At 36.4% G+C, this 24,947-nt stretch carries 26 protein-coding genes; 8 read left to right on the top strand and 18 right to left on the bottom strand.

Going from position 1 to position 24,947, the window contains the following annotated elements:
* Positions 1-20: 20 nt before the first annotated feature.
* From murD to mraZ, 7 genes are read right to left on the bottom strand one after another with little or no spacing between them, the layout of a single operon-like run.
* Positions 21-1,388, bottom strand: a complete 1,368-nt coding sequence (gene murD, locus BLQ00_RS10470) for a UDP-N-acetylmuramoyl-L-alanine--D-glutamate ligase (RefSeq protein WP_093144099.1) — start codon at positions 1,386-1,388, stop codon at positions 21-23.
* Between the two features lie 14 nt (positions 1,389-1,402).
* The gene (gene mraY / locus BLQ00_RS10465) at positions 1,403-2,635 is read right to left on the bottom strand and encodes a phospho-N-acetylmuramoyl-pentapeptide-transferase (protein ID WP_093144098.1); all 1,233 of its coding nucleotides are present in this window, start codon (positions 2,633-2,635) and stop codon (positions 1,403-1,405) included.
* 2 nt (positions 2,636-2,637) lie between these two features.
* A complete protein-coding gene (locus BLQ00_RS10460) occupies positions 2,638-4,101 on the bottom strand; it encodes a UDP-N-acetylmuramoyl-L-alanyl-D-glutamate--2,6-diaminopimelate ligase (RefSeq protein ID WP_093144096.1) in 1,464 nt (487 codons plus the stop codon).
* Positions 4,098-6,098, bottom strand: coding sequence for a penicillin-binding protein (locus BLQ00_RS10455; protein WP_093144094.1), 2,001 nt, complete (start codon positions 6,096-6,098; stop codon positions 4,098-4,100). The genes BLQ00_RS10460 and BLQ00_RS10455 overlap by 4 nt, the downstream gene beginning before the upstream one ends.
* Before the next feature lie 3 nt (positions 6,099-6,101).
* Entirely contained in the window at positions 6,102-6,419 is a 318-nt protein-coding gene (locus BLQ00_RS10450) for an FtsL-like putative cell division protein (RefSeq protein WP_093144093.1), read from the bottom strand.
* Between the two features lie 35 nt (positions 6,420-6,454).
* The gene (gene rsmH, locus BLQ00_RS10445; RefSeq protein WP_093144658.1) at positions 6,455-7,351 is read right to left on the bottom strand and encodes a 16S rRNA (cytosine(1402)-N(4))-methyltransferase RsmH; all 897 of its coding nucleotides are present in this window, start codon (positions 7,349-7,351) and stop codon (positions 6,455-6,457) included.
* A complete protein-coding gene (gene mraZ / locus BLQ00_RS10440; RefSeq protein WP_093144091.1) occupies positions 7,338-7,811 on the bottom strand; it encodes a division/cell wall cluster transcriptional repressor MraZ in 474 nt (157 codons plus the stop codon). The genes rsmH and mraZ overlap by 14 nt, the downstream gene beginning before the upstream one ends.
* 212 nt (positions 7,812-8,023) lie before the next feature.
* On the opposite strand from mraZ, the gene BLQ00_RS10435 reads away from it, so the two are divergent.
* Both BLQ00_RS10435 and yihA read left to right on the top strand, forming a co-directional pair.
* Positions 8,024-8,788 (top strand): alpha/beta fold hydrolase, encoded by a 765-nt coding sequence (locus BLQ00_RS10435; RefSeq protein WP_093144090.1) that lies wholly within the window; start codon positions 8,024-8,026, stop codon positions 8,786-8,788.
* Between the two features lie 9 nt (positions 8,789-8,797).
* Positions 8,798-9,406: a ribosome biogenesis GTP-binding protein YihA/YsxC gene (gene yihA, locus BLQ00_RS10430; RefSeq protein WP_093144088.1), complete on the top strand. Its 609-nt coding sequence runs from the start codon at positions 8,798-8,800 to the stop codon at positions 9,404-9,406.
* On the opposite strand, the gene BLQ00_RS10425 is transcribed toward yihA, so the two are convergent.
* Genes BLQ00_RS10425 through gldB form a run of 3 tightly spaced genes read right to left on the bottom strand, consistent with a single transcriptional unit; the run spans position 9,403 to position 11,060 of the window.
* Complete coding sequence (locus BLQ00_RS10425) at positions 9,403-9,762, bottom strand: GTPase (RefSeq protein WP_229792626.1); 360 nt, start codon at positions 9,760-9,762, stop codon at positions 9,403-9,405. The genes yihA and BLQ00_RS10425 overlap by 4 nt on opposite strands.
* 3 nt (positions 9,763-9,765) lie before the next feature.
* Positions 9,766-10,104 (bottom strand): gliding motility protein GldC, encoded by a 339-nt coding sequence (gene gldC, locus BLQ00_RS10420; protein ID WP_093144085.1) that lies wholly within the window; start codon positions 10,102-10,104, stop codon positions 9,766-9,768.
* On the bottom strand, positions 10,104-11,060 hold the full coding sequence (gene gldB / locus BLQ00_RS10415; RefSeq protein WP_093144083.1) for a gliding motility lipoprotein GldB: 957 nt from the start codon (positions 11,058-11,060) through the stop codon (positions 10,104-10,106). Before gldB ends, gldC begins: the two co-directional genes overlap by 1 nt.
* A 104-nt stretch (positions 11,061-11,164) precedes the next feature.
* Between gldB and nadE the strand changes: the two genes are divergently transcribed.
* Positions 11,165-11,956 carry an NAD(+) synthase gene (gene nadE / locus BLQ00_RS10410; RefSeq protein ID WP_093144081.1) on the top strand — a complete coding sequence of 264 codons (792 nt, stop codon included), beginning with the start codon at positions 11,165-11,167 and terminating at the stop codon, positions 11,954-11,956.
* Between the two features lie 155 nt (positions 11,957-12,111).
* Entirely contained in the window at positions 12,112-12,744 is a 633-nt protein-coding gene (locus BLQ00_RS10405; protein ID WP_093144079.1) for a response regulator, read from the top strand.
* Between the two features lies 1 nt (position 12,745).
* Here BLQ00_RS10405 and dnaG read toward each other — a convergent pair whose 3' ends face one another.
* The 5 genes from dnaG to BLQ00_RS10380 all read right to left on the bottom strand — a co-directional run bounded on the left by dnaG (position 12,746) and on the right by BLQ00_RS10380 (position 18,387).
* Positions 12,746-14,713 (bottom strand): DNA primase, encoded by a 1,968-nt coding sequence (gene dnaG / locus BLQ00_RS10400; RefSeq protein ID WP_093144078.1) that lies wholly within the window; start codon positions 14,711-14,713, stop codon positions 12,746-12,748.
* Positions 14,714-14,833: 120 nt separating this feature from the next.
* On the bottom strand, positions 14,834-15,907 hold the full coding sequence (locus tag BLQ00_RS10395; RefSeq protein WP_093144076.1) for a hypothetical protein: 1,074 nt from the start codon (positions 15,905-15,907) through the stop codon (positions 14,834-14,836).
* Positions 15,908-15,952: 45 nt separating this feature from the next.
* Positions 15,953-16,759: a hypothetical protein gene (locus BLQ00_RS10390; RefSeq protein WP_093144075.1), complete on the bottom strand. Its 807-nt coding sequence runs from the start codon at positions 16,757-16,759 to the stop codon at positions 15,953-15,955.
* On the bottom strand, positions 16,746-17,312 hold the full coding sequence (locus BLQ00_RS10385) for an RNA polymerase sigma factor (RefSeq protein WP_093144073.1): 567 nt from the start codon (positions 17,310-17,312) through the stop codon (positions 16,746-16,748). The genes BLQ00_RS10390 and BLQ00_RS10385 overlap by 14 nt, the downstream gene beginning before the upstream one ends.
* A 97-nt stretch (positions 17,313-17,409) precedes the next feature.
* On the bottom strand, positions 17,410-18,387 hold the full coding sequence (locus BLQ00_RS10380; protein WP_093144072.1) for a polyprenyl synthetase family protein: 978 nt from the start codon (positions 18,385-18,387) through the stop codon (positions 17,410-17,412).
* A gap of 95 nt (positions 18,388-18,482) precedes the next feature.
* Here BLQ00_RS10380 and BLQ00_RS10375 point away from each other — a divergent pair, with 95 nt between their 5' ends.
* The 4 genes from BLQ00_RS10375 to BLQ00_RS10360 all read left to right on the top strand — a co-directional run bounded on the left by BLQ00_RS10375 (position 18,483) and on the right by BLQ00_RS10360 (position 21,607).
* Entirely contained in the window at positions 18,483-19,343 is an 861-nt protein-coding gene (locus tag BLQ00_RS10375; RefSeq protein WP_093144070.1) for a T9SS-dependent choice-of-anchor J family protein, read from the top strand.
* Positions 19,344-19,681: 338 nt separating this feature from the next.
* Positions 19,682-20,563: a T9SS-dependent choice-of-anchor J family protein gene (locus BLQ00_RS10370; RefSeq protein WP_093144069.1), complete on the top strand. Its 882-nt coding sequence runs from the start codon at positions 19,682-19,684 to the stop codon at positions 20,561-20,563.
* Positions 20,564-20,705: 142 nt separating this feature from the next.
* Positions 20,706-21,155 (top strand): hypothetical protein, encoded by a 450-nt coding sequence (locus tag BLQ00_RS10365; protein ID WP_139149389.1) that lies wholly within the window; start codon positions 20,706-20,708, stop codon positions 21,153-21,155.
* A 101-nt stretch (positions 21,156-21,256) separates the two neighbouring features.
* Positions 21,257-21,607 (top strand): hypothetical protein, encoded by a 351-nt coding sequence (locus tag BLQ00_RS10360; RefSeq protein WP_093144065.1) that lies wholly within the window; start codon positions 21,257-21,259, stop codon positions 21,605-21,607.
* Positions 21,608-21,670: 63 nt separating this feature from the next.
* Here BLQ00_RS10360 and hemL read toward each other — a convergent pair whose 3' ends face one another.
* Genes hemL through BLQ00_RS10345 form a run of 3 tightly spaced genes read right to left on the bottom strand, consistent with a single transcriptional unit; the run spans position 21,671 to position 24,734 of the window.
* Positions 21,671-22,957: a glutamate-1-semialdehyde 2,1-aminomutase gene (gene hemL, locus BLQ00_RS10355; RefSeq protein WP_093144064.1), complete on the bottom strand. Its 1,287-nt coding sequence runs from the start codon at positions 22,955-22,957 to the stop codon at positions 21,671-21,673.
* Positions 22,958-22,966: 9 nt separating this feature from the next.
* Positions 22,967-23,803, bottom strand: a complete 837-nt coding sequence (locus tag BLQ00_RS10350) for a glucosaminidase domain-containing protein (protein ID WP_093144062.1) — start codon at positions 23,801-23,803, stop codon at positions 22,967-22,969.
* Positions 23,793-24,734 (bottom strand): 1-aminocyclopropane-1-carboxylate deaminase/D-cysteine desulfhydrase, encoded by a 942-nt coding sequence (locus BLQ00_RS10345; protein ID WP_093144061.1) that lies wholly within the window; start codon positions 24,732-24,734, stop codon positions 23,793-23,795. The genes BLQ00_RS10350 and BLQ00_RS10345 overlap by 11 nt, the downstream gene beginning before the upstream one ends.
* Between the last annotated feature and the right edge of the window lie 213 nt (positions 24,735-24,947).

Raw genomic sequence — 24,947 nt, 5'->3', positions numbered from 1 at the left:
TTTTGCTAGTATTCTATTTTTTATAAATGACGTACCGCTTCTTTAAATTGTCTTCCTCTATCCTCGTAGTTTTCAAACAAATCGAAACTTGCACACGCTGGAGACAACAATACAGTATCGCCGCGTTCTGCCAATCGATACGCTGCTTTTATTGCCTGCTCCATAGATTGTGTTTCAACCATTTTATCGACAATATTTCCAAAGGCATTCAAAATTTTCTGATTGTCAACACCCAAACAGACGATTGCCTTCACCTTTTCGTTTACCAAAGCCAATAACTCACTATAATTATTGCCTTTATCTACACCTCCTACAATCCAAACAGTAGGAGTTTCCATACTGTCTAATGCATAAAAAGTAGCATTTACATTGGTTGCTTTTGAATCGTTTATATACACAACATTGTTAATTTTAAGCACTTTCTCTAAGCGGTGCTCCACTCCTTGAAAGCTTTCTAAACATTCGCGAATAGTAGCTTTACGTATTTTTAATAAATGTGCAACTGTTGAAGCTGCCATTGCGTTTTTCTGATTGTGTTGTCCTTTAATTCCTAGTGATGCGATTGGCATAGCGAGATTTGTATTTTGTATTGTTATTATTATTTCGTTGTTTTTTATATAAGCACCCTCTTTCAATTCTTTTGTTACTGAAAAAGGCAATTTGTGAGATTTCACGGGATTCTTTTCAAGCCATTTTGCAATTTCTACATCGTCTGCATCGTAGATGAAATAATCATCTTCAGTCTGATTCATTGCAATTCTAAATTTTGATGCGATATAATTTTCGTACTTATAATCGTATCTATCTAAATGATCTGGACTCAGGTTTAGCAACAAAGCAATGTGTGGCGCAAAAGTCTCAATACCATCTAACTGAAAACTACTCAACTCCAATACGAAGTTTTTGTATTTCTCTTCACCTGTTTCTTGCGCTTCTAGGGTACTTTCAGAAACCTGTTCTGCGAAGCTTTTTCCGATGTTACCCCCTAAAGCAACAGACAAACCGCCTTGTTTTAGCAATTCGTAGGTTAACGTTGCAGTGGTTGTTTTACCATTACTTCCAGTAATTCCAACAATAGTAGCTTCGGTATACGCTGAAGCGAATTCTATTTCAGAAATAACACGAACACCTGCCTCCTTTAGCTTTTTCACTATGGGAGCCGTTTCAGGAATCCCTGGACTCTTCATTACTGTGGTTGCTGAAAGAATTTTAGCCTCTGTATGACCGCCTTCTTCCCATTCAATCTCATGATGTATAAGAACTTGTTTATACGTGTCTTTTATTTTTCCGAAGTCGGACACAAAAACTTCAAACCCTTTATTCTTCCCTAAAATGGCAGTTCCGACGCCACTTTCTCCTCCTCCTAAAACCACCAAACGATTTTTCATAGCATCCAATTTTACTATCTAATTTTCAGTGTAACGATGGTGATGATTGCTAGAAATATTCCGACAATCCAAAAGCGTGTTACAATTTTACTTTCGTGAAACCCTTTTATTTGATAGTGGTGATGTAAGGGTGACATTCTGAAAATTCGTCGTCCTTCACCAAATTTCTTCTTCGTGTATTTAAACCACCCCACTTGTAACACTACAGAAAGATTCTCCATTAAGAAAATTCCGCAGAGAATAGGAATCAGCCATTCTTTCCGAATCGCAATAGCAATTACAGCTATGATTCCGCCAATGGTTAAACTTCCGGTATCCCCCATAAAAACTTGGGCTGGATAGGTATTGTACCACAGAAAACCAATCAGCGCTCCTACAAACGCCATGATAAAAATGGTCATCTCTCCCGTATTTGGGATGTACATAATATTTAAGTAATCTGAAAAAACAACGTTTCCAGAAACCCATGCAAAAATGGCAAGTGTAATCGCTATAATTGCTGAAGTACCTGCTGCCAAACCATCTATACCATCGGTGAGGTTCGCTCCGTTTGAAACGGCAGTAATAATAAAAATCACGATAGGAATAAAAACCAACCACGCGTAGCTTTTATAATCTTCCCCAATCCACGTAACTAGTTTTTCGTAGTTAAACTCATTTTCTTTAACGAAAGGAATGGTTGTAAGCAATGTCTTTTCAGCTGGATAAAACTCTCTTGCTGAGTTCTTAGTGACGAGCTCGGTTCCATTTACAGGATTTACTTTTTCACGTTTTACAGTAATATCTGGATGAAGAAACATGGTAGCTCCTACGATAATTCCTAATCCTACTTGACCAACTACTTTATAGCGGCCCGCTAATCCTTCTTTGTTCTTTCTAAACTTTTTAATGTAATCGTCTATAAAACCAATAATCCCCATCCAAACAGTGGTTACTAGCAATAAAATGACATAAATATTTTCCAACTTAGCAAATAACAATACAGGAATAATCGTGGCTAGAATTATGATAATCCCACCCATTGTTGGTGTTCCTGCTTTTTCGCTTTGCCCTTGCAATCCTAAATCACGAACAGTTTCACCTACTTGTTTTCGCTGTAAGTAGCTGATTATTTTTTTACCATATACCGTCGCAATAAACAATGAAAGTATCACCGCCAAGGAAGCTCGGAAGGTTATAAATTCGAAGAGGCTCGCCCCTGGGAATTGATATTCTCTCTCTAAATAGTTAAACAAATAGTACAACATAGTTACTTATTTAGGGCTGTTAATAATTCACTTACAGTTTTAAAATCATCAAAATCGAAACGCTCTCCTTTAATTTCTTGGTAGGTTTCATGGCCTTTACCCGCAATGAGAATTATATCTTCCGCATTTGCCATTTGGCAGGCAGTTTTAATCGCTTGTTTTCGATCTGTGATTGAAAGTGTTTTTTTATAATGTTCGGCAGGAACTCCCGCTTCCATTTCTTCAATAATTGTATCAGGATCTTCACTTCGTGGATTGTCACTCGTAAAAATCACTTTGGTACTTAACGAAGCTGCAATGCTCGCCATTTTTGGACGCTTCGTTTTGTCTCTATCGCCACCACAACCTACTACGGTGATTAAGCTTTCGTTTCCTGTGCGTATGCTGTTTATGGTTTCCAAGACGTTTTTCAAGGCATCTGGCGTGTGCGCATAATCTACAATCGCCGTAATTTTTTCTTTTGAAATAAGGTACTGAAAACGACCATCTACACTTTCCAGCGTGCTCATTAACTGAAGCACCTCGATAGTATCCAATCCTAGCAAATCTGCTGTCGCATAAATTGCAAGTAAATTATAAGCATTAAAATTCCCAATGAGTCGCACCCAAAGTTCATGGTTGTTAATTTTCAGAAGCAACCCTGTAAATTGATTTTCTAAAATCTGTGCTTTATAATCGGCATGCGATTTAAGTGCGTAGGTATATGTTTTTGCCTTTGTATTCTGAAGCATTACTTCACCATTCTTATCATCACTATTTACAATAGCGAAAGCCGTTTTTGGCAACTGATCAAAAAAGGTCTTTTTTACATCGCGATACTCTTTAAAATCTTTGTGATAATCTAAATGATCGTGCGATAGATTGGTAAATATTCCTCCCGTAAAATGAAGTCCTTCAGTGCGTTTTTGATGAATTCCGTGCGAACTCACTTCCATGAAGCAAAATTCGACTCCCGCCGCAACCATTTCGCTCAAATATTTATTAATGGTCAATGAATCTGGTGTGGTATGCGTCGCTTTGTATTGCTTAGCTCCCACCATAATTTTAACCGTAGAAAGCAATCCTACTTCATAACCAGCTTCCGTAAATAGATTGTACAACAAAGAAGAAATTGTCGTTTTCCCGTTGGTTCCAGTAACCCCTACTAATTTTATATCTTCGGAAGGGTTTCCGTAGTAATTAGCAGCCATGATAGCCAATGCTTGTTGCGAATCTGAAACCTGAACATAGGTAATTCCGTTTATTACATCCTTCGGAATCTCCTCACATATAATTGCAATTGCGCCTTTATCACAAGCTGTTTTGATATACTCATGGCCGTCAGATTGTGTACCGCGTATTGCAATAAACACATCGTCTAATCCAACTTGTCGAGAATCGAAATGAAGGTCACGAATTGCAACAGCAGTATTCCCCACGACTTTTTCGAGGGTTACTTTATATAATATGTCTCTAACTAAAATCACGATAAGCTTAATACAATTTGTTTTCCTTCTTCTATTTTGGCACCCGATTTAATAGACTGACTAGAAACGGTGCCACTTCCTACAATCTTTACTTTTAATCCTAAATTCTCCAATAAAGAAACAGCGTCCATTCCTGCCATTCCGATAACATTTGGAAGTTGTTGGTATTTTTTCTGAGCTTTTTTATAATACCCCTCAAAGTCTTTTTTTATCGCTGCATCTTCAGAATCTACATCTGCGATTTCAGCGATTAATGGTGAGTCTGTAAATATCTTTTGTGCAATTCGTTTAAAAACAGGTCCTGAAACATCGGCACCATAAAACCCTTTTCGAATGCTTGGCTTGTGAATAATCACAATGCATGAATATTTTGCATTTTCAGCTGGAAAATACCCCGCAAATGAAGACACATAACGTCGGTTGTTTTTCCAATCCTTCATCCAATATTCGGTTTGTGCTGTTCCCGTTTTTCCTGCCATTGAAAAGTTTTCAGAATACAACGACCTTCCTGTTCCGCGTTTCACAACGTTTTTCAGTATTTCCTGCATTTCTTTTATAGACTTTTCCGAAGCAATTCTTTTATTAGTTACTTCCGTTTCAAACACATCAATTTTACGGTTCCACGCACGAATCTCTCTAACAAACTGTGGCTTCACCATGACTCCATCATTCGCAATCGCATTGTAAAAAGTCAAGGTTTGCAAAGGGGTTAAACGTAAATTATACCCATACGCCAAAGACGGAAGCGCATTTCGACTCCATTTACTATGCCCCGGTTCTGGAATCATAGGTTTTCCTTCTCCCTTAATAGGAATTCCGATAGGTTGGTCTAACTTCCATTCTTTTAAACGATTGATAAATTTTTCAGGATTTTTTGAATAGGCTTCATCAATAATTGTAGCCAGTCCAATATTTGAAGAAACCTCCATTGCTCTCGCTGCGGAAATTTTTCCGTAGCCACCACGATGCGAATCATTGATTGTTTTTCCGTAGAAAGACTTAGACCCCGTTCTAGTGTCTACTACGGTTGAAGTATCTATCACTTTATCTTCCATGGCTGCCAACATCGCCATCACCTTAAAGGTAGATCCCGGTTCATGCGACTCGCCAATTGCGTAATTTAATTTCTCATAATACGAACCATCTTTGGTACGTCCTAAATTTGAAACCGCTTTGATTTCGCCCGTTTTCACATCCATTACTATCACAGAACCGTGTTCAGCTTCGTAATACTCTAACTGTTTTAGCAAAGCGTGATGTGCAATATCCTGAATGTTTATATTGATGGTTGAAATTACATCATACCCATCTTGTGGCTCCACTTCATTATCGTCATATACAGGCTTCCACTGTCCTTTCGCAATTTTCTGTTTCAGTCTTTTACCATCTTTTCCATGTAAATATTCATTAAAGGCGCCCTCCAATCCTACTGCATAATACCCAGGCTTCTGAGTACTTTCACTCCCTACCATACGTTCTGCAATTTTTCCAATAGGATGCTCTCTAACAGTTCTTTGCTCTACAATAATCCCACCTTTATAAGGTCCCAATTTAAAAAGAGGCATACTCTTTACCTTAATATAATCTGAGTAGCCTAAATTTTTAGCCACTAGTAAATACCTGTTTTTATTCGCCCTTGCTTTTCTGAAAACATTTTGATAATAAGAAGCTGGCTTTCCAAACATCTTACTCATCGCCTTTGAGAGCGGCACTAAATTTTCTTTAAATCGTTCTGAAGAAACCGTAACGGCATCAAATCGAATGTCATATTTAGGAACCGACGTAGCCAATAAGCTTCCATCGTCTGCATAGACGTTACCTCGATTTGCATTGATAACAAAATTTTTGGTAGTGTTTTTATGCGCCAACTCACGATACTTATCGCCATCTATAAATTGAATATCAATCAATTTAATAGCAATTAGAAGCGCAAAGAGAAACATACCTCCAGCGATAATATACAAGCGGTGCGATATGTTTTTTTCTTCTATGGCCACCCGTTACTCTTTTGTTATAATTTTTATTTTCTGCGGAGGCGTTTCGGAAGGAACAATTCCCCTACTCGCCATCGCTTTTATTACTTTACTTTCCATTCGAGATTGCATCAATCGCATTCGAACATCTACATATTCACTTTTCAACTCCTTTACATCATTGCTCAATTTTGAAATTTGATGTACTTTTTTATCGGCCGCATGCGAACTTGCAATCATGACCAAAGCCAACAAGGATAGGAAAATGATAAACCGCCAATTTTTTAAAGCGTCATCATTCACCAAAAACTTTCCTTTAACGATATCGTAAAAATTCTGCATCATTGAATTCTCAGTTTCCAACAAACAGCAACTGCTTGCTATAATTTTCTTGCAATTCGAAGTTTTGCACTTCGCGCTCTGTTATTTTCTTTAATTTCTTTTTCTGAAGGAATGATAAACTTCCCCACGGGCTTTAATGGAACTTCCACCCTTCCGAAGACATCCTTCTCTGGCTCTCCCTCAAACATCCCATTTCGCATGAAACGCTTCACCAATCGATCTTCTAGCGAATGGTAAGAAATCAAACTCAGGCGCCCATCGGGTTTCAACACCTCAAGCGTTTGAGTTAAAAACTCCTTTAACGCATCCAACTCTTGATTGACTTCAATTCGGATTGCTTGGTATATTTGAGCCAGTAATTTATTTTCTTTGTGCTGTGGCAAAAACCGTCGCAACGCTGTTTTTAGTTGCTCGCTAGACTTAATAGGCCCGTCTTTTCGGGACTCCACTAACAATCGCGCCATTCCAGCAGAACCTCTCAATTCACCATATTCTGAAAACACTCGTTTCAATTCTCCTTCCGAATAGTTATTCACCACTTCGTAAGCCGAAAAACTTGTGTTTTGATTCATTCGCATGTCTAAATCTGCTTCAAAACGAGTTGAAAAACCACGTTCTGCCACATCAAACTGATGAGAAGAAACACCAAAATCACCTAGAATTCCGTCAACTTCAGTAACATTATGAAAGCGCAAAAAACGCTTTAGAAATCTAAAATTTTCATTAATCAACAAAAAGCGCGGATCATCAATTGCATTTTCCAGCGCATCTGTATCCTGGTCGAAGGCAATCAACTTTCCATTAGGCCCAAGCCTACTCAAAATTTCTCTTGAGTGACCACCACCGCCAAACGTAACATCCACATAAACTCCATCTGGAGTAATGTTTAAGCCGTCTACCGTTTCATGTAATAAAACTGGATTATGATATTCCATTTGCATCATCACTTACATCTCCCATCACTTCTTCCGCTAAATCTGCAAAATCATTAGCCGAATCGTTAATAGCCTGTTCATACTTTTCTTTATCCCAAATTTCTACAATGTTAATTGCCGAAGAGATTACAATTTCTTTTGTAATTCCCGCAAAAGACAGCAAGTCTTTTGGTATCAACAATCGCCCTGTAGCATCCAACTCAACTGTTTTAACTCCTGCCGTAAAACGACGAATAAAATCATTATTCTTGCGGTTAAAACGATTGAGTTTCCCCATTTTTTGCATTAATGCATTCCACTCCTCCATTGGATACATTTCCAAACATGGCTGGAAAACTGCGCGTTTTATCACGAAGCCTTCAGTCATAACTGGCGTAAGCTGTTTCTTCAAAGGAGAAGGTACCATAACCCTTCCTTTGACGTCAGCTTTACATTCGTATGTACCTATTAAATTGAGCATTAAGCAGTTCACTATTTGCAAATAACAACTTCAAATATATATAACTTTTACCACATTTTACCACATTTTACCACTTTGTTGATAAGTTTTACCACCCTATGATTTTCGCTCTAAAAAAATAGAAATCACACTCTTACCATCGAATCACATTATAAAAAGTTTGTTTCATTAAAAATTGATTACTTTTGCTTTTGTTAATTGTAGCAACCAGAATGACAAACAAACTAAAGCAGGAGGGTGAATTTTCATATCTTGAAATAGGAGAAGGAACCCCAATAATTATCCTTCATGGGCTTATGGGTGGCTTAAGCAACTTTGACGGCGTTACTCAATATTTCCCAGAAAAAGGCTATAAAGTTATTATCCCAGAATTGCCTATTTACAAGATGTCTTTACTGAAAACTAACGTCAAGAATTTTGCTAAATATGCGTCAGATTTTATTGACCATATGGGCTTCAAAGAGGTTATTCTTTTAGGAAATTCATTAGGAGGACACATCGGATTGCTTTGCACGAAAATGTATCCTGAAAAAATAAAAGCACTTGTAATTACAGGAAGTTCTGGACTTTACGAAAGCGCCATGGGTGAAAGCTACCCAAAAAGAGGAGATCGCGATTACATTCGTAAAAAAGCCGAAAATGTTTTTTACGACCCAAAAATTGCAACTAAGGAAATTGTAGACGACGTATACGACACCGTTAACGATCGAAACAAATTGATTCGAACGCTTGCCATTGCCAAAAGTGCCATTCGACACAATATGGCAAAAGACTTGCCTTCTATGAATACTCCTACGTGTATAATTTGGGGTAAAAACGATAATGTAACTCCGCCAGACGTAGCTGTAGATTTTAATAAGCTTCTCCCAGATTCAGATTTATATTGGATTGATAAGTGTGGGCACGCAGCAATGATGGAACACCCAGATGAGTTTAATGAACTCTTATTCGCTTGGCTACAAGAGCGTAATTTTTAAACAAAACCTATGTTAATTAAATCGGCAGAATTTGTAATGAGCAACAGTGATGTTGCAAAATGCCCTAAAGATAGACTGCCAGAATACGCCTTTATTGGACGTTCTAATGTAGGAAAATCGTCTCTTATCAATATGCTAATGCAACGAAAAAGCTTAGCAAAAACCAGTGGAAGACCGGGAAAAACCCAGCTTATAAACCACTTTTTAATTAACAAAAACTGGTATTTAGTCGATTTACCTGGGTATGGATATGCTCGCGTTTCAAAAAGTGCTAAAAAGGTATTTCAAAAGTTCATCACCAAGTATTTTGAAAAAAGAGAACAAATGGTTTTAGCCTTTGTTTTGATAGATTGTCGCTTAGAACCACAACCTATCGATTTAGAATTTATGGAATGGATGGGCGAACATGAAGTTCCGTTTTGCATGGTATTTACAAAGGCAGACAAACTAAAACCCAACGCACTACAAAAAAATGTGGATGCATACCTTCAAAAAATGCTTGAAACTTGGGTAGAAACCCCTCAGTACTTTATCACCTCTTCGAGCAGTAGCGTTGGACGTGACGAATTGTTAGGGTATATTGGAAGTATTAACGAACAGATGAACTTATCGTCTTAAACAGTTACTTCTTTTAGTTTCTGAATTAATTCTGAAGCCATTTTTAATTTATTCATTGCTTCAGAAGAAACGAGAACCTCTAAATCTCCGTTTTCTTCTGTAAGAATTAATGGAAGTTGATACTGAGAAGGGTTCTTCAAATGATATTGCTTCAAAAATTCATCTTTGTGTAAAAACTCCATCGGCATCTCTGAATCCTCTCTAAATTTTTTCCAAACTTCATCTTCAGAAAAAACACCGTAGGTTATTGCACATAAATTGCAAGCATAGGTGCTCGGACTCACAATTTTATGCAGACTATCTAACATTCCATTTAGCTTGCCAGCATTGGCATTATACACAAACAGTAATTTCAAAATCTATTTTCCTTTTAATTCTAATTTTTCAGAAAAATAATCACAAAAATCACGCATGGTAGCCGCCATTTTCTCATCATTAGTAGCTCGCTGAAAGGTATCTGCCATTGCACTTAAAGTTTGATGAAAAAACACCTTCATTTCGTCAAGAGGCATTTCTTTTGTCCACAAATCAATTCGCAATGCTTCTTGGGTTTTATGATCCCAAACAGATAACATAACTGCCTTAGAATCTTGATTTTTTATACCACCATCCTCAGCAGACCAATTTAGTTTTTCAGGTATTTTATTCTCGTCTAAAGTGACATTTATTTTAATTTCAGAAGTATGTTGTTTTGCCATTATTTTGCAGGTTTGTATTTTGATTTTTCAAATAATTCTTCAGCTCGCATTGTTAACAATTGCTCTAAAGAAACATCGTTGTTTTTCATATATGATCGCACAATTTGCCAACCTAAATAACGCCCAATCATCCCTGGAGATTCATTGTCTATTTCTAAATAAAATTTAGAAAAAGGCGCAGGATTTATAAACTGTATTGGCAATTTTGCACTCGTACTATACAACAACTCTCGTTCAACAAAGTATCGCCACATATCGGTTTCATTTGCTTGAGCCCATTCTAACTGCGCTTCCGTATAACCAATTTTATCAGCATCGCTAGTTTCAGGCAACCAAAGGTCTTTTAAGTATAATTCTTTTCCAAAATACACCATATTTGCTATAAGCGATCGCTGTCTAGGTTTTGCAATTAATTGCTGTGCGTACTGAGTAGCTATGTCGGGACCCAATTGTGATTCTTTCAAATTTTGAGCAATATATTTTTTTATTCCTCCATAAAACTCATGTTCACTCCCTAAATAAGTATCCAATGCCACAACCAATAAGGTATCTGCTAGAATTACTTTATTATTATAGTCCACATCAGAAGTTGAAGTAACAACTGTAGGCGATTTAAATTTAGGAAAATAATACGAAATATGCTGAAAAAGAGGATGCAACACATCTTCCAGTTTTTCTTCGGAAGGAAACTGCAAAGCAACCGCTTCTTCAAGTTGATGCTGAAGTGTATCATTCAATTTTTGCTCCCAAATGCTATCGTTGAATTGCTTCGGAAAAAAAAGAGGATACTTCGCTTTCAGTTTTGGTAAATCTGAAGGTTTGGCAACAGCAAATTCTTTGTCAAATCGTAAAATATTGACCGTCATAGGAATCGCTTCAATTTCTTTTTCTACCTTGCTTTTTGAATTACAATTCACCATCAAAAAACCAACACATATAATTAAAAGATATTTCATAGAAGTAGTCGTATGAGAGTTTAACGTTTGATGCTTTTTTAAATTTTACTTTTCTTACTTTTGTTTGGCAAAGGTATTATTATAATCCTATAAAAGCTCATAAAATGCACACCGAAAAAGTAATAGATCATATCGTAACTTGGCTAAAGGAATACGCTACAAATGCAAAAATGAATGGTTTCATTGTAGGAATTAGTGGCGGAATTGACTCTGCTGTCACCTCAACGCTTTGCGCAAAGACAGGCTTCCCTACACTTTGTGTAGAAATGCCCATACATCAAGCGCAAAGTCAAGTAACGCGTGCCGAAGAGCATATAGCCAAGCTTAAAGAACAATTTCCAAATGTAAGTTCACTTCGTACAGACTTAACTCCCGTTTTTGAATCATTTAAAACACAAACTCCAAAGGTAGACGACTCTACTTTTCTAGACCTTTCACTTGCCAACACAAGAGCTCGTTTAAGGATGACGACTTTATACTATTTTGCTGGATTACACAAATACCTTGTGGCAGGAACAGGAAACAAAGTGGAAGACTTTGGTGTTGGTTTTTATACAAAATACGGGGATGGCGGTGTGGATGTAAGTCCGATTGCCGATTTAATGAAAAGTGAGGTTTACGCGCTTGCAAAAACGCTTAATGTTCCAAATTCTATTCAAAAAGCGGCACCTACCGACGGACTTTTTGGCGACAGTCGTACCGATGAAGATCAAATTGGCGCAAGCTACGATGAACTTGAATGGGCCATGAAAATGCAAGAAAACAAAAAGGTTTTGTCAGATTTTGTAGGACGAGAAAAGGTGGTCTTTGAAATCTTCACTAGACTTAATAAAGCCAACCAACATAAGATGATTCCAATACCTGTGTGCGAAATCCCCAACCATTTAAGGGATTAAAGGGTTTTCAACGAGTTTTCTTGAAGTTAAACGAAAAGAAATTCATTACTATAATCTTTTTTTTAGTTTTGATTTGTAGTATAAATATTACAAATATCCAGCACTTAGGTCAAATGTTGATTTAAGTGATTTTCTATAAGAAAAAACCCGAAAGAATGAAGTCTATTTTTATTGCAGATCACCATCCAATTACCCGAAAAGGAATTGCTTGCTTACTGAAAAAGAGTAAGAATTTTTCTATTATAGGTAAGGCAAACAATGGAAGTGAATTATATAAAAATTTACGAGAAACTACGCCAGATATCTTGATTATGGAAATTGACATGCCAGACATAAATGGTATCAATGCCTTAAGAAGTATCAAAACTGAGTTTCCTGAAATGCGTGTCCTAATCTATTCTACACATCCAGAAGAGATTTACGCGCTTCGTTCTATTAAATCTGGAGCTGCAGGATATGTTCCTAAAACAGCTTCAACGAAGTTATTTTTAAAAGCATTAAAACAAATTGCTAAAGGAGGTATTTTCTTAAACGAAGAACTTACATCTACGTTCACAAGTAGAAATGTGGGAGAAACGAGTGCAATTAGCCGTTATAAAAAACTATCATCTAGAGAGGTTGAAGTTTTAAACTTACTTTCTAGCGGGAAGAGAAATAAAGACATTGCAAATGCTTTAAATATCAACGAGAAGACCGTAAGCACCTACAAAACTAGATTGCTTAAAAAACTTAAAGTTGACAACTTAGCAGATTTAATTCACCAATCTAGAATGTTCCAATTTGGATAGGCTATAAAACCCTATTTAATTTTTCTGAAAGTACTTTTTTAAGCGTTATATAGTCCATAATATCTTGTAGGCCATTTTCTCGCTTGTCCGATTCTTGTGTTTTCATTTCTTCGGAAAGCTCATTAATTTTTTGAGACACTAAGAAACGTCTTAAATTTAAAATAGTTTCACTTACCACCTGCGCAATCGTGTGCTCTTTTTGTTTTACGTATATTTCTTGCTCCACCCATTTATGAAGCACATAGCGTTCTTCGTCCATTAATATGTCGGTGATTGCTGAAGCTTTATCACTTTCTAACTCATTTACAAAAGTATCTATCTGAAATTCTTGTTCTTGATTCAATTTATTGATAATTTCAAAATACAACACCTTAAATCCTTCATTGGCAAATTCAATCTCGTCCTCTTGCAAATCGAGAAATACTTTTTCAAACACTTTTGCTTTTACAATTTCAGGTTTAAAAGCAATCTCTCCTTTTTCATTGGTTTCAAGAATAAGGTCTTCAAATTCTTCTTCTACATTTCCATACAACAACAACAATTCGATAATTTTCCGTTCTAATTCATACAACGCATCAACCTTCTTTGTTTCTTTCTTTTCCGAAGGAACAATATCAAATGCTTTTTGTTGTGGCTGCTGACCATCATTCTTTTTGGTATTCTTAGCGTCTTTCTGAAGTAATTGCGCAAGTGTGTTGAATAACACTTCTTCAGAAATATCCATGATACGCGAACATTCCTTGATGTAAACTTCTCGTTTAATTACATCTGGAATTTTACTAATGCTCACTACCATATCTCGTATGGTATCTGCCTTTTTAATCGGATCGTTTTTAGCTTCCGAAGCCAATAAAGAAGCTTTAAAACTTATAAAATCTTGCGATTTCTCTTCTAAGTAGCTAGTCAGTTCTTCTAGCGAGTTGCTTCTCGCAAAACTATCGGGATCTTCGCCTTCTGGGAACGTACAAATCTTTACGTTCATTCCTTGCTCCAGAATAAGATCTACGCCACGAAGCGATGCACGTAATCCTGCCGCATCTCCATCGAAAAGAACGGTAATGTTCTTCGTTAATCTATTTACAAGGCGTATTTGATCTGCCGTTAAAGCCGTTCCAGATGAAGACACCACATTGTGAATTCCACGCTGGTGAAACTGAATCACATCGGTATATCCTTCAACTAAATAACAATTATCCTCTTTGGCAATGCTTTGTTTCGCCAAATAAATACCATACAGCACTTTACTTTTATGGTAAATATCACTTTCGGGCGAGTTTAAATACTTCGCAGCTTTCTTATCACTGGTCAAGATTCGACCTCCAAACCCTAAGGTACGGCCACTCATACTTAAAATAGGAAACATGACACGCCCTTTAAAACGGTCAAATTGTTTCTCTTCTTTTACAATACTAAGCCCTGTTTTTTCTAGAAACTCTAGTTTGTATCCTTTTTGTATAGCATGACTTGTAAAGGCATCCCATTGATCTGGAGAATACCCAAGCTCAAATTTCTGAATGGTCTCATCGGTAAAGCCTCGCTCTTTAAAGTAGGAAAGACCGATGGCTTTTCCAGGCTCGGTTTTAAGTAAAGTATTGTGGAAATATGTTTTCGCAAATTCACTCACCAAATACAAACTCTCTCGCTCGTCGGCTTGCTCCTTTTGCTCACTAGTTTGTTCGGTTTCTTCAATTTCAATTCCGTACTTTCTAGCGAGGTATTTTATCGCTTCCGGATACGTAAAGTGTTCGTGTTCCATTAAAAAGGCTACGACATTTCCACCTTTTCCACTCGAGAAATCTTTCCAAATTTGTTTTACGGGCGACACCATAAAACTTGGCGAACGCTCATCAGTAAAGGGACTCAACCCCTTAAAATTACTTCCCGATTTTTTAAGTTGTACAAAATCACCGATTACCTCCTCTACGCGAGCAGCTTCAAATACATTGTCTATGGTGGTTCTGTGAATCAAGGTGTTTCTTTACATTGAAATGAAACACAAATATAGGGTTAAAATCAAGAAAAAAGTAAAACTGAAGCGCGTGCTTTCTCGAATACTAGCATTCAAGAAAACACGCGCTTTTAGAAAAAATTAATCCATATCAAATCGCAATCCGAGCGAAACATTATGCTCATCAACAGGATTGTCTTTAAAAATGGTATTAAGATCGTATTTCACATACAGAGATGTATCTCCATACCCAATATACGCGCCCAATCCATAAATAAAATTATTGGTATTGTAACTAGCTTTCAGTTTCTGTTTGATTTTTTCTCCATCTTCAGAAAATTTAAGTTTTTGTCGTGTCCCTAAATTAACTCCAGCATATCCACCCACACCTATTTTGAAACTAGCACTCGTATCGTATCTGAAATAATCATCGTACTCTCTCTTTTTTGAAGGTCCAAACTCAAAAAACACAGGTACTACAAGATTGTCCATTCTAAACTTAGACTTATCAAGATCTAACGCATACTCTTGAAGCCCTGTAACCGCGCCTTCATCTACAAAATACCGATTGTCTTCAGGTTTTAGCCCATTAAACTGAAATGAAACTCCGTATTTTAATCGCAGCCAATTACTTTCTTTAAATACGCGGGTATTCCACGAAATACCTAATTCTGCAAATCGACTCCCTCCAATTTTATAAGGCGAATCGTCAAGAGATTGCCCATCGCCAATGGCATTGTTTAATCCGAAAGCAACGACAATATCTGAAAAAGTACGCTTATCATAGGTTCTTTCTTTTTGCTTACCATCATTGATTTTTACGCCTAAGATAAAATCTCCATCGTTGTCCAAATCTCCGATTCCGATAGAAATCTTACCATTTTCAGTATTGAGATCTAACTCTCCATTACGCTCTAACAACGCAATATGATTGTCGATAATAGCAATTTTATTTTCAATATTTAAAGCGTGTTTTTCAGCCGCTAGTTTTTTCTTTTCTTCAGCTTCTGAAGCGGTAAGCGCCCCTTTGTCAAGCGCTTCGTTAATCACTAAGACTTCTTTTTTTAACGCTTCTTTTTCTGCGTTGATAACATCCTCTTTCTTGCTTTTCAGAATAGAAATTTCATAATTTTCTTCTTGTGTTTCCTGAGCATAGCCACTGGCAAATGCGAGCACCCACATTGTAAATGCGATGCAATACGTAAAAATTCTCATAATGTTCGTGTTTTATCCACTCGTGGCGGATTGATTGATGACTCTTTAATTATTACGTTCAATTACTGCCGTTCGAATTTTATGAAACCCTTCGCCCAGCGCATCATAAACTTTATCTCTAAAGCTATGTTCCAGCTCCAATTCTACATCATCCAGCAAAGAGGCTGCATCAATTTTACTGGAACTTAGAATTTGCTGCGTTCGGATTTCACGTTGCGCGTTGATCAGGAGCGCGTCGATTTCCTCGGCAGTAACAACCGTATTTTCGTTTTGCAGTTGCGTAACTTGAGCAACTACTTTTTGTATGTTATCGTTTATAATTTTCGTTTCTGAATTCAACTGATTTACAGCCACTGCTTCCATCGGATTATTTACTTTAGACGGTTTTGCTTTAATAGGCGCTTCAGAAGGATTCTGCTTTACTACTTTTTCAACTGCGATGCTTTCTTTCTTCTGAAAAACTTTTGGAGAAACTTCTACTGTATTCGTTGTTTTCTTCTCTTCGGAAACTGCTTCAGAAGCAACTTCTTTTTGTAAGTCTTGTTGTAAAATTTGTGTTTCTTTTTGAGTTTTCAACGGTGTTTTTATTGGAGTTTCTTCTGAAGTATCTACGGTTACTATCTCAGTAGTAATTTCTTCCGAAGCCGAAGTAGAAATAGTTCTCACTGCCGAAACTATAACCAAAATCCCTACGAAGGTCGCCGCAATAGCGAGCCAATATTTTCTAGTACTCGAGGTTTTTGCAGGAGCCTCTAATTGGGCACTTAATTTCCCCCAAGCCCCTTCCGAAGGTTGTATTTCACGTCCCTCTAGCTTCTCCCGAATCTCCTCTTCAAGTTTAATGTGTCCCATAATTCCTATTATTTTGTTTTGTAACCATCGCCTGTAATACTTTTCGAGCTTTAAATAGTTGCGATTTTGAAGTGCTTTCACTTATTTGAAGCAATTCTGCGATTTCACTGTGTTTATACCCTTCAACCGCATAGAGCACAAAAACTGTTTTATAACCATCAGGCAAAGTATCTATCATTTTCTGAATTTCTTCCACTTCAAATTTGCTCTCAATGTAGGTAACGTGTGCAATCGAATTTTCAATTTCAGTTTCGTCTTTAAAAAACAATTTCTTGTCTTTCCGAAGTTGGGTAATCGATTCATTTACCATAATACGTCGAATCCAACCTTCAAAACTCCCTTCTCCTTTGTAACTTTTTAAATAGGTAAACACCTTCAAGAATCCTGTAAGCATCACTTCTTCGGCAACATCATTATTTTTAACGTATTGCCTACAAACGCTTAACATTTTTGGCGAAAACAGCTCGAACAATTCTTGTTGCGCTTTTCTATTCCCCTTTCCTGCTTTCGCAATAAGAGACGTATAGTTTTTATGTAATGAAATTAGCTTCAAAATATGCTTCGCGTTTACCGTTCTATATATAAAGACGGAGATTGTTTAAAAAAGGTTGCCTGACGCAACAAAATAATTTTAATTGTAGGTAATTTAGCTACTTTTTTCGGTCTATTACGTAACTCACCATTAACTCTAAGGAGTCTTTATATTCTGAAGAAGGGTAGTCTTCTAGAAGCTGTAGCGCATTTTGTTGATAGGATTTCATTTTAGCGGTAGCATATTCGAGTCCGCCGTTATTTTTTACAAACTGAATGACTTCTTTGACTCTTTTGGTGTCTTTATTATGGTTTTTCACCGAATTGATGAGCCATTTTTTATCTTTTGCTGAAGCATTATTAAGTGCATAAATAAGAGGAAGTGTCATTTTTTGCTCCTTAATATCTATTCCTGTAGGTTTTCCTATTTGTTCGTCACCATAATCGAAGAGGTCGTCTTTTATTTGAAAAGCAATACCGATGAGCTCTCCAAACTTCCGCATATTTTCTACTTTTTCTTCGGAAGCATTTACAGATTTGGCACCCATAGCACAACAAGCAGCAATTAAGGTCGCTGTTTTCTGACGAATAATTTCGAAATACACCTCTTCGGTGATATCGAGCTTTCTGGCTTTTTCAATTTGCAGCAATTCCCCTTCACTCATCTCACGAACGGCTACTGAAATAATTTTCAGCAAATCAAAATCGTCGTTATCGATAGAAAGCAATAGTCCCTTCGACAATAAATAATCTCCAACTAATACCGCAATTTTGTTTTTCCAAAGGGCGTTTATTGAGAAAAAACCGCGACGGCGATTGCTATCATCTACCACATCGTCGTGTACTAAGGTTGCCGTATGAATCAATTCGATAACAGAAGCACCGCGATAGGTTCGTTCGTTTACTTCTCCGTTATGACTCATTTTTGCGATAAGAAACACAAACATAGGACGCATTTGCTTCCCTTTTCTATTTACTACATAATGAGTAATGCGGTTTAGCAACGAGACTTTTGAAGACATAGAATGTGTGAACTTTTTTTCGAAAAGCTCCATTTCTTTTTCAATCGGTAGTTTTATTTTAGAAACAATCTTCATATAGCTGTTCAAAAATAGTTAAATATGTGGATTAAATTAAAGATTACGCACAATGTTTAAATACCTTAGCTTAATAATAATTTAAAAAAAACATTGTGAAAAAAACTACCTTATTTATTGCCTTATTTTCAATCGTTACAGTGAATGCCCAAATCATTTTTAGTGACGACTTTAACACAGAAACCCCGAATGCAACAACACTTGACCAATGGATTTCTAATGACATTGATGGAGATGGTGCCTATTGGGAAATTATGGACATGCTTGCTTTTTCGACATCTCCAGGCGGTGTTCCCAACCATCCAATTCAAACCAACGCTGTTGACTCTGACTCTTGGGAGGGTAATTCACTTACCCCAGATAACTATTTAACCACTAAAAACCCCCTTGATTTAACACATGCTACAGGAACATCTTTAACCTATACTGTTGGCTCGTACCAAATAAACGGAATAGACATTGCAGATAAATATTCTATTTATTTAACAACGTCTAACAACCCAGCAGATATTGCACTTGAAACCCCTGTTATCACTAAGTTGGTTAGTGACGATGCACCTTGTAATCAAGCTGACGGTTCTGCTTCTGCTGCTACAGTAACAATTGACATTTCTGCTTATGAAGGACAGCTAGTTTACTTAACATTTAGACATTACGATTCTGAAGATGAAAACTCAGTACTTATTGATGATGTATTAGTAGATGGTATTTTAGCTGTTGCTGACCCATCTTTTAACAACTTTGACTACTATGTTACTAACAACGAGTTAAACCTTACAGCTAACACAACTATGAGCCAAGTAAGCTTATATAATGTATTGGGACAACAAGTGGTTTCTCAAAAATTAAACAACACGAATGAAGTTGTATCTATCTCTTCATTAAACCCTGGTGTTTACATTGCAAACGTTTCTATTGAAGGTGCTTCAAAAACGTTTAAAATTGTAAAGAAATAAGAAACCCTTATTTTATTATAATTTAAAAAGAGGCTGCCTATTAAGACAGTCTCTTTTGTTTTTTTATCTGCTAATTATTTCAAAATAATGCTTCTTCCCTTGGTTATTATACTTTAGCACCAATATTTATCTAATTATCTTATAAAATACCTTTTGCTTCAACCTTAGCAGTAACCAATACAGTGTTAAGCACATAGCCTAAAGACCTACTTTTAATAAGAAAACCTCCCATAAATAATAACATTTTTTTAACAGTTTAGCAACTGTTAAAACTTAAAATTTCATTGGAGTGTACGTATTAGTTTAGATACTTTAGCATCATAATTTAAAAAAAAGCTATGAAAAAAATTACTTTATTTGCTGCCTTATTTGCAGCAGTTGCAGTAAATGCACAAACAACAATTTTTGAAGACGATTTTGAATCTTATGATGATTTCATCATTGAAAACGTTGGAGATTGGACTTTAACCGATCTTGATGGATTACCTACATACGGATTTACTGGTGTTACTTTTGACAACTCTGGATACACTGGTTCTTTTATTGTATTTAATTCTTTAGCAACTGATCCACCATTAGATCCTTCTGCTGATTCTGATTGGGCTGCTTATAGTGGAACAAGAGCTATGACTTCTTTTGCTGCAGTACCAGATGGAACAACTAATGCAAATAACGATTGGTTAATTTCTCCTCAAATCACTCTTGGTTCTTCGGATAATACTTTATCTTTTTGGGCTAAAGCAGCAGACAATACTTACAATCAAGAAACTTTTAGCATTGCTATCTCAACAACCGACACAGCTACAGGTAGTTTTACTTTCTTAGAATCTGATTTAGTTCCTCAACCAATTACTTGGGAAGAATTTACAGTGAATCTTGATGCTTATTCAGGACAAGATGTTTACATCGCTATCAACCACACTGGAGCTGACCAATTTGGCTTTCAAGTAGATGATTTTAAAATCACTTCTGTTTTAGGTGTAAATGATGTAAACTTTGATGGTTTCAAACATTTTACTACAAGCGATCAATTAACTCTTTCAGCTAACAGAGCTATGGATCAAGTAAACTTATACAATGTACTTGGACAACAAGTTGTTTCTCAAAAATTAAGCAACACTAATGAAGTTGTAAATATTTCTTCATTAAACGCTGGTGTTTACATTGCAAACATAACAATTGAAGGAGCTTCAAAAACTTTCAAAATTGTAAAGAAATAAGTTCTTCACGAACTACAATCTTTTAAAAAGAGCGACCGATGGTCGCTCTTTTTTTTCTTAAAGTTTTCAGAAAAGACAACTTTCCATTAAACCAAACTGCGTTTTGTTCGTCAAAGATGTATAACATTTAAAAATAATGAACATGAAAAATTTAGTAATTGCCCTATTATTGGTTTGCAGCGTATCAGCGTTTGCACAGTCACACAAGAAAGATCGTAAAGATAGCGATGGAGATCGTAAAGAAATGAGAACTAAAATGTCTGATCTAACTCCAGAACAAATGGCCGAACTCTCTACAAAGAAATTAACTTTACATCTTGACCTTACTGCACAACAACAAGCCGCAGTTCACAAACTTGAACTTGCAAAAGCAACAAAGCGAAAAGAACACGCTGAAAACAGAAAAGATAGAAAAGAGCGCAAAGAACTTTCAGATACAGAACGCTTTGAAATGAAAACGAAAAGATTGGATGAACAAATCGCAAATAAAAGAGAAATGAAATCTATCTTAACGGAAGCACAATACGAAAAGTGGGAAAAAGCCCATAAACAGAAGAATAGAAAACGAAATAGCGATCGTAAAAAAAGATAATCTACTGTAATTAAAAATGTTTCATTTGTTTTTGGCTTAGTTTTTGGTTATTTGATACTAAAATAGTTACTTTAGTAACCTTATAATTAAAATTAGAAAAAATGAAAAATTTTATAAAAGTTATTGCTTTCGCTTTTGTTATGGTATTAGGAGCAAATTCTGCTGTTGCACAAAGCTTATCGCAAAATGAAGATAGACCAGAAGTTATCGCTAAAAAGCACACTGAATTACTAGTAGATAAACTAGGTTTGGATGGTGACCAACAGCGTACAGTATTTAGAGCGCTTGTTTCTAAGGAAATAAACTACAAAAAATTAGTGGTAGGTCAAGACATTTCAGACCCTGCAGTTGTTGCTAATAAGAAAAAAGTAGATGCTTCTCTTGATTCGGTAATGAAAAAAACATTAACTGCAGAGCAGTATAAAAAGTGGCTTGTCACTTTGCAAAACTAAAGACCTATAAAGTCTTTTTAAACTTAAAAACCTCCTTTGTTTTCACAAAGGAGGTTTTTTTTATTACATATTTTTAGACACTTTCCGACACGCTTCAATTGTCGCGTCCAAATCGTCATAGGTGAGAGACTCACATAAAAACCAGGTTTCAAAAGCACTTGGCGCAATGTAAACGCCCTCTTCTAATAATCCGTGGAAAAATGTTTTAAAAGAATCATTATTTGCTAGTGCAGCAGTATCAAAATCTGTTACTGAGGTTTCAGAAAAATGAATTGAAATCATTGATCCTACACGATTGATCGTATAAGGTATCTCCGTTTCAGAAAAGACAGCATCCATACCTTTATGAAGGTATTCCGTTTTCGCTGCTAATGATTCAAAAATCCCTGGATTCTCATTCAATTCTTTAAGCATTGCTAATCCAGCCGCCATTGCCAATGGATTCCCACTTAAGGTTCCTGCCTGGTATACAGGACCTAATGGTGCTAGGTGATTCATAATTTCTGAACGTGCTGCAAAAGCACCTACAGGCAAACCACCTCCAATAACTTTTCCGAAGGTTACAATATCTGCCGCGACATTAAACAATTCTTGAGCGCCTCCTTTTGCGAGTCTGAAACCCGTCATGACCTCATCAAAAATAAGAAGTATGTTGTGGGCATCGCAAAGTTTCCGAAGTGCTTCTAAAAACCCTTCCGCAGGAGGAATACATCCCATATTTCCCGCTACAGGCTCTATAATAATACAGGCAATTTCATTTTTATTTTCAGCAATAAGCGCAGCTACATTTTCAATGTCATTGTAACGTGCAAGCAACGTATCTTTTGCTGTTCCTTTGGTAACTCCAGGACTGTTTGGTGTTCCGAACGTAACAGCGCCACTTCCTGCCTGAATTAAAAAGGAATCACTATGGCCGTGATAGCAGCCTGCAAATTTGATAATTTTATCTTTCCCTGTATATCCTCGCGCCAATCGCACGGCACTCATACAGGCTTCCGTTCCGCTATTTACAAAACGTATTTTATCTATATTTGGAACCATTGAAACCGCCAAAGCAGCAATTTCCGTTTCAATTTGTGTAGGCATTCCGAAGGAAGTTCCTTTCTGTGCTTTTTCAATAACAGCATCCACCACTGGTTTGTGTGCATGCCCTAAAATCATAGGCCCCCAAGAATTGATATAATCAATTAATTTGTTTCCATCAACATCGTAGAGGTAAGCTCCCTTTGCTTTTTCAACAAAAATAGGATCCCCTCCAACGGCTTTAAAGGCTCTTACAGGAGAGTTTACTCCGCCTGGAATCACTTTTTGCGCTTCGGCAAACAAAGCGCTACTTCTTTTATAAATCATAGTGTATTCTTAATTTTTAACGGGATGTAGGTACAATTCTTGTCCGATAGAAATTTCGTTAGATTGTAATCCGTTATATTCTTTTAAAGTTTCAACAGACATGTTATACCGTCTAGAAATATTATAAAGCGTATCTCCTTTTCGCACCTTATAGGTTGCTATTTTGGTGTCGTCTGGGCGAACTGGATTTACGGTAGTTCCTAATACATCGCTATCGTATTTTGTTAAATCGTAGCGTTCCACAATACTTATTAATTTTTCAGGATACTTAGGATCTGTAGCATATCCTGCTTTTCGTAAGCCTCTTGCCCATCCTTTGTAATCGTCTTTTCTTAATTTGAATAAATCTTGATAACGACTTCGTTGGGTTAAGAATAAAGAGTGATCTCTGAAAGAATATTTTGGGTCTTTATATTTTCTGAAACATTCTTGACTTTCATCATCATCGTGATACACACGCTCACCTTCCCATCCTTTGTGGCATTTAATTCCGAAGTGATTGTTTGCTTTTCCAGTAAGTTCACCTCTTCCTGCACCACTTTCCAAAATACCTTGCGCTAATGTAATACTCGCCGGAATTCCATACTGAAGCATTTCTTCTTTGGCAATGGTACTATAACTATCAATGTAAGCTGTGACTACTTCGGCGTATGAAGCTGTTTTACTCGGTTTCACAATCACAGTTGGCGCATCTGTTGTTGTGGGTGTCGTTGTTTTTGGTTTTTTAGTTTTTACTACACGTTCTGTTTTTGTCCTTTTCTTAGTCGTAGAAACATTTTTTTTGGCTTTACAACCTGTAAATGCCAATACTAAAATAACAAGACATCCAATAATTTTAATCTGCATACGATACACTAATTTGTGGTAAGTTCTTTTTCTTTAACAATTGATTCATTCCCGCAATCCCTTGCAGTCCTCCTGTATGGACTGCTAAAATACGGCTATTTTCTTTGAAATATCCTTTTTTTAAGAGATCGAAAACGCCAAACATCATTTTTCCTGTATAGATAGGATCTAATGGAATTTGGGTATCTTCTTTAAACGTATTAATAAAACGAATTAATTCTGAATCTATTTTAGCATAGCCTCCAAAACAATAGTCATCTATAAGGTTATAGTTATTTTTCGACGTGTATTTTTGTATTATTTCCTTCTGAAAGGTTCCTTTTAATGCTGAAAACCCTAACACCGTTTGATGCGCTTCAGAGGCATTGATAAGTCCAGAAATAGTACCTCCGGTTCCCACTGAAACACAGATATAGTCATACATTTTGGTTGCTTCAGACAGTATGGTCTCACACCCTTTAACAGCCAGTGTATTTGTTCCACCTTCAGGTATTATGTATAGGTTTCCGAAGCGATTTTTCAATTTCTCTAAATACAACTCACCTTCCTTCAACCGATATTCCTCTCTTGACACATAGTGTAACTGCATCCCATTCGCTTCAGCAAAAGCTAATGTTTCATTCTTTGGCAAATTTGCAAGCTCTTCTCCCCGAATAACACCAATAGTATGGAAACCACAAACCTTTCCTGCCGCAGCAACAGCAGCGATGTGATTTGAATAGGCGCCTCCAAAAGTAAGTAGCGTTTTAACTTCCTTTTTTTCAGCCTTTTTAATATTATAAAAAAGCTTACGGTATTTATTCCCGGAAACAAAAGGATGAATTTTATCTTCCCGCAGTATCGAAACTGAAACATTATTACTATTTAAAACAGCAACTTGCTGACATTCAGAATCAACTTGATGTTGAAAAAAGGGAATTTTATAAATCATTTTTTTAGAGAAATAGTGCTAATTAGGTTTTCAAAAATAATAGAACTTTAGCATAACAACTACATAACACACAAAAGAGTATTGAGATAGAATACTATGTGTCAATTATTTAAAAATAATGAACTCAAAAAACACAATACGTTAATTTTACATTATTCTTAATAATATTACAAAATAATTAAATTATCGACAATAATATTGCAATTACTTAGC

Source organism: Ulvibacter litoralis (assembly GCF_900102055.1).
GTDB classification, from domain to species: domain Bacteria; phylum Bacteroidota; class Bacteroidia; order Flavobacteriales; family Flavobacteriaceae; genus Ulvibacter; species Ulvibacter litoralis.
Note: the sequence above shows the minus strand (reverse complement) of the source record. Positions and strands in the feature narration are given on the sequence as shown.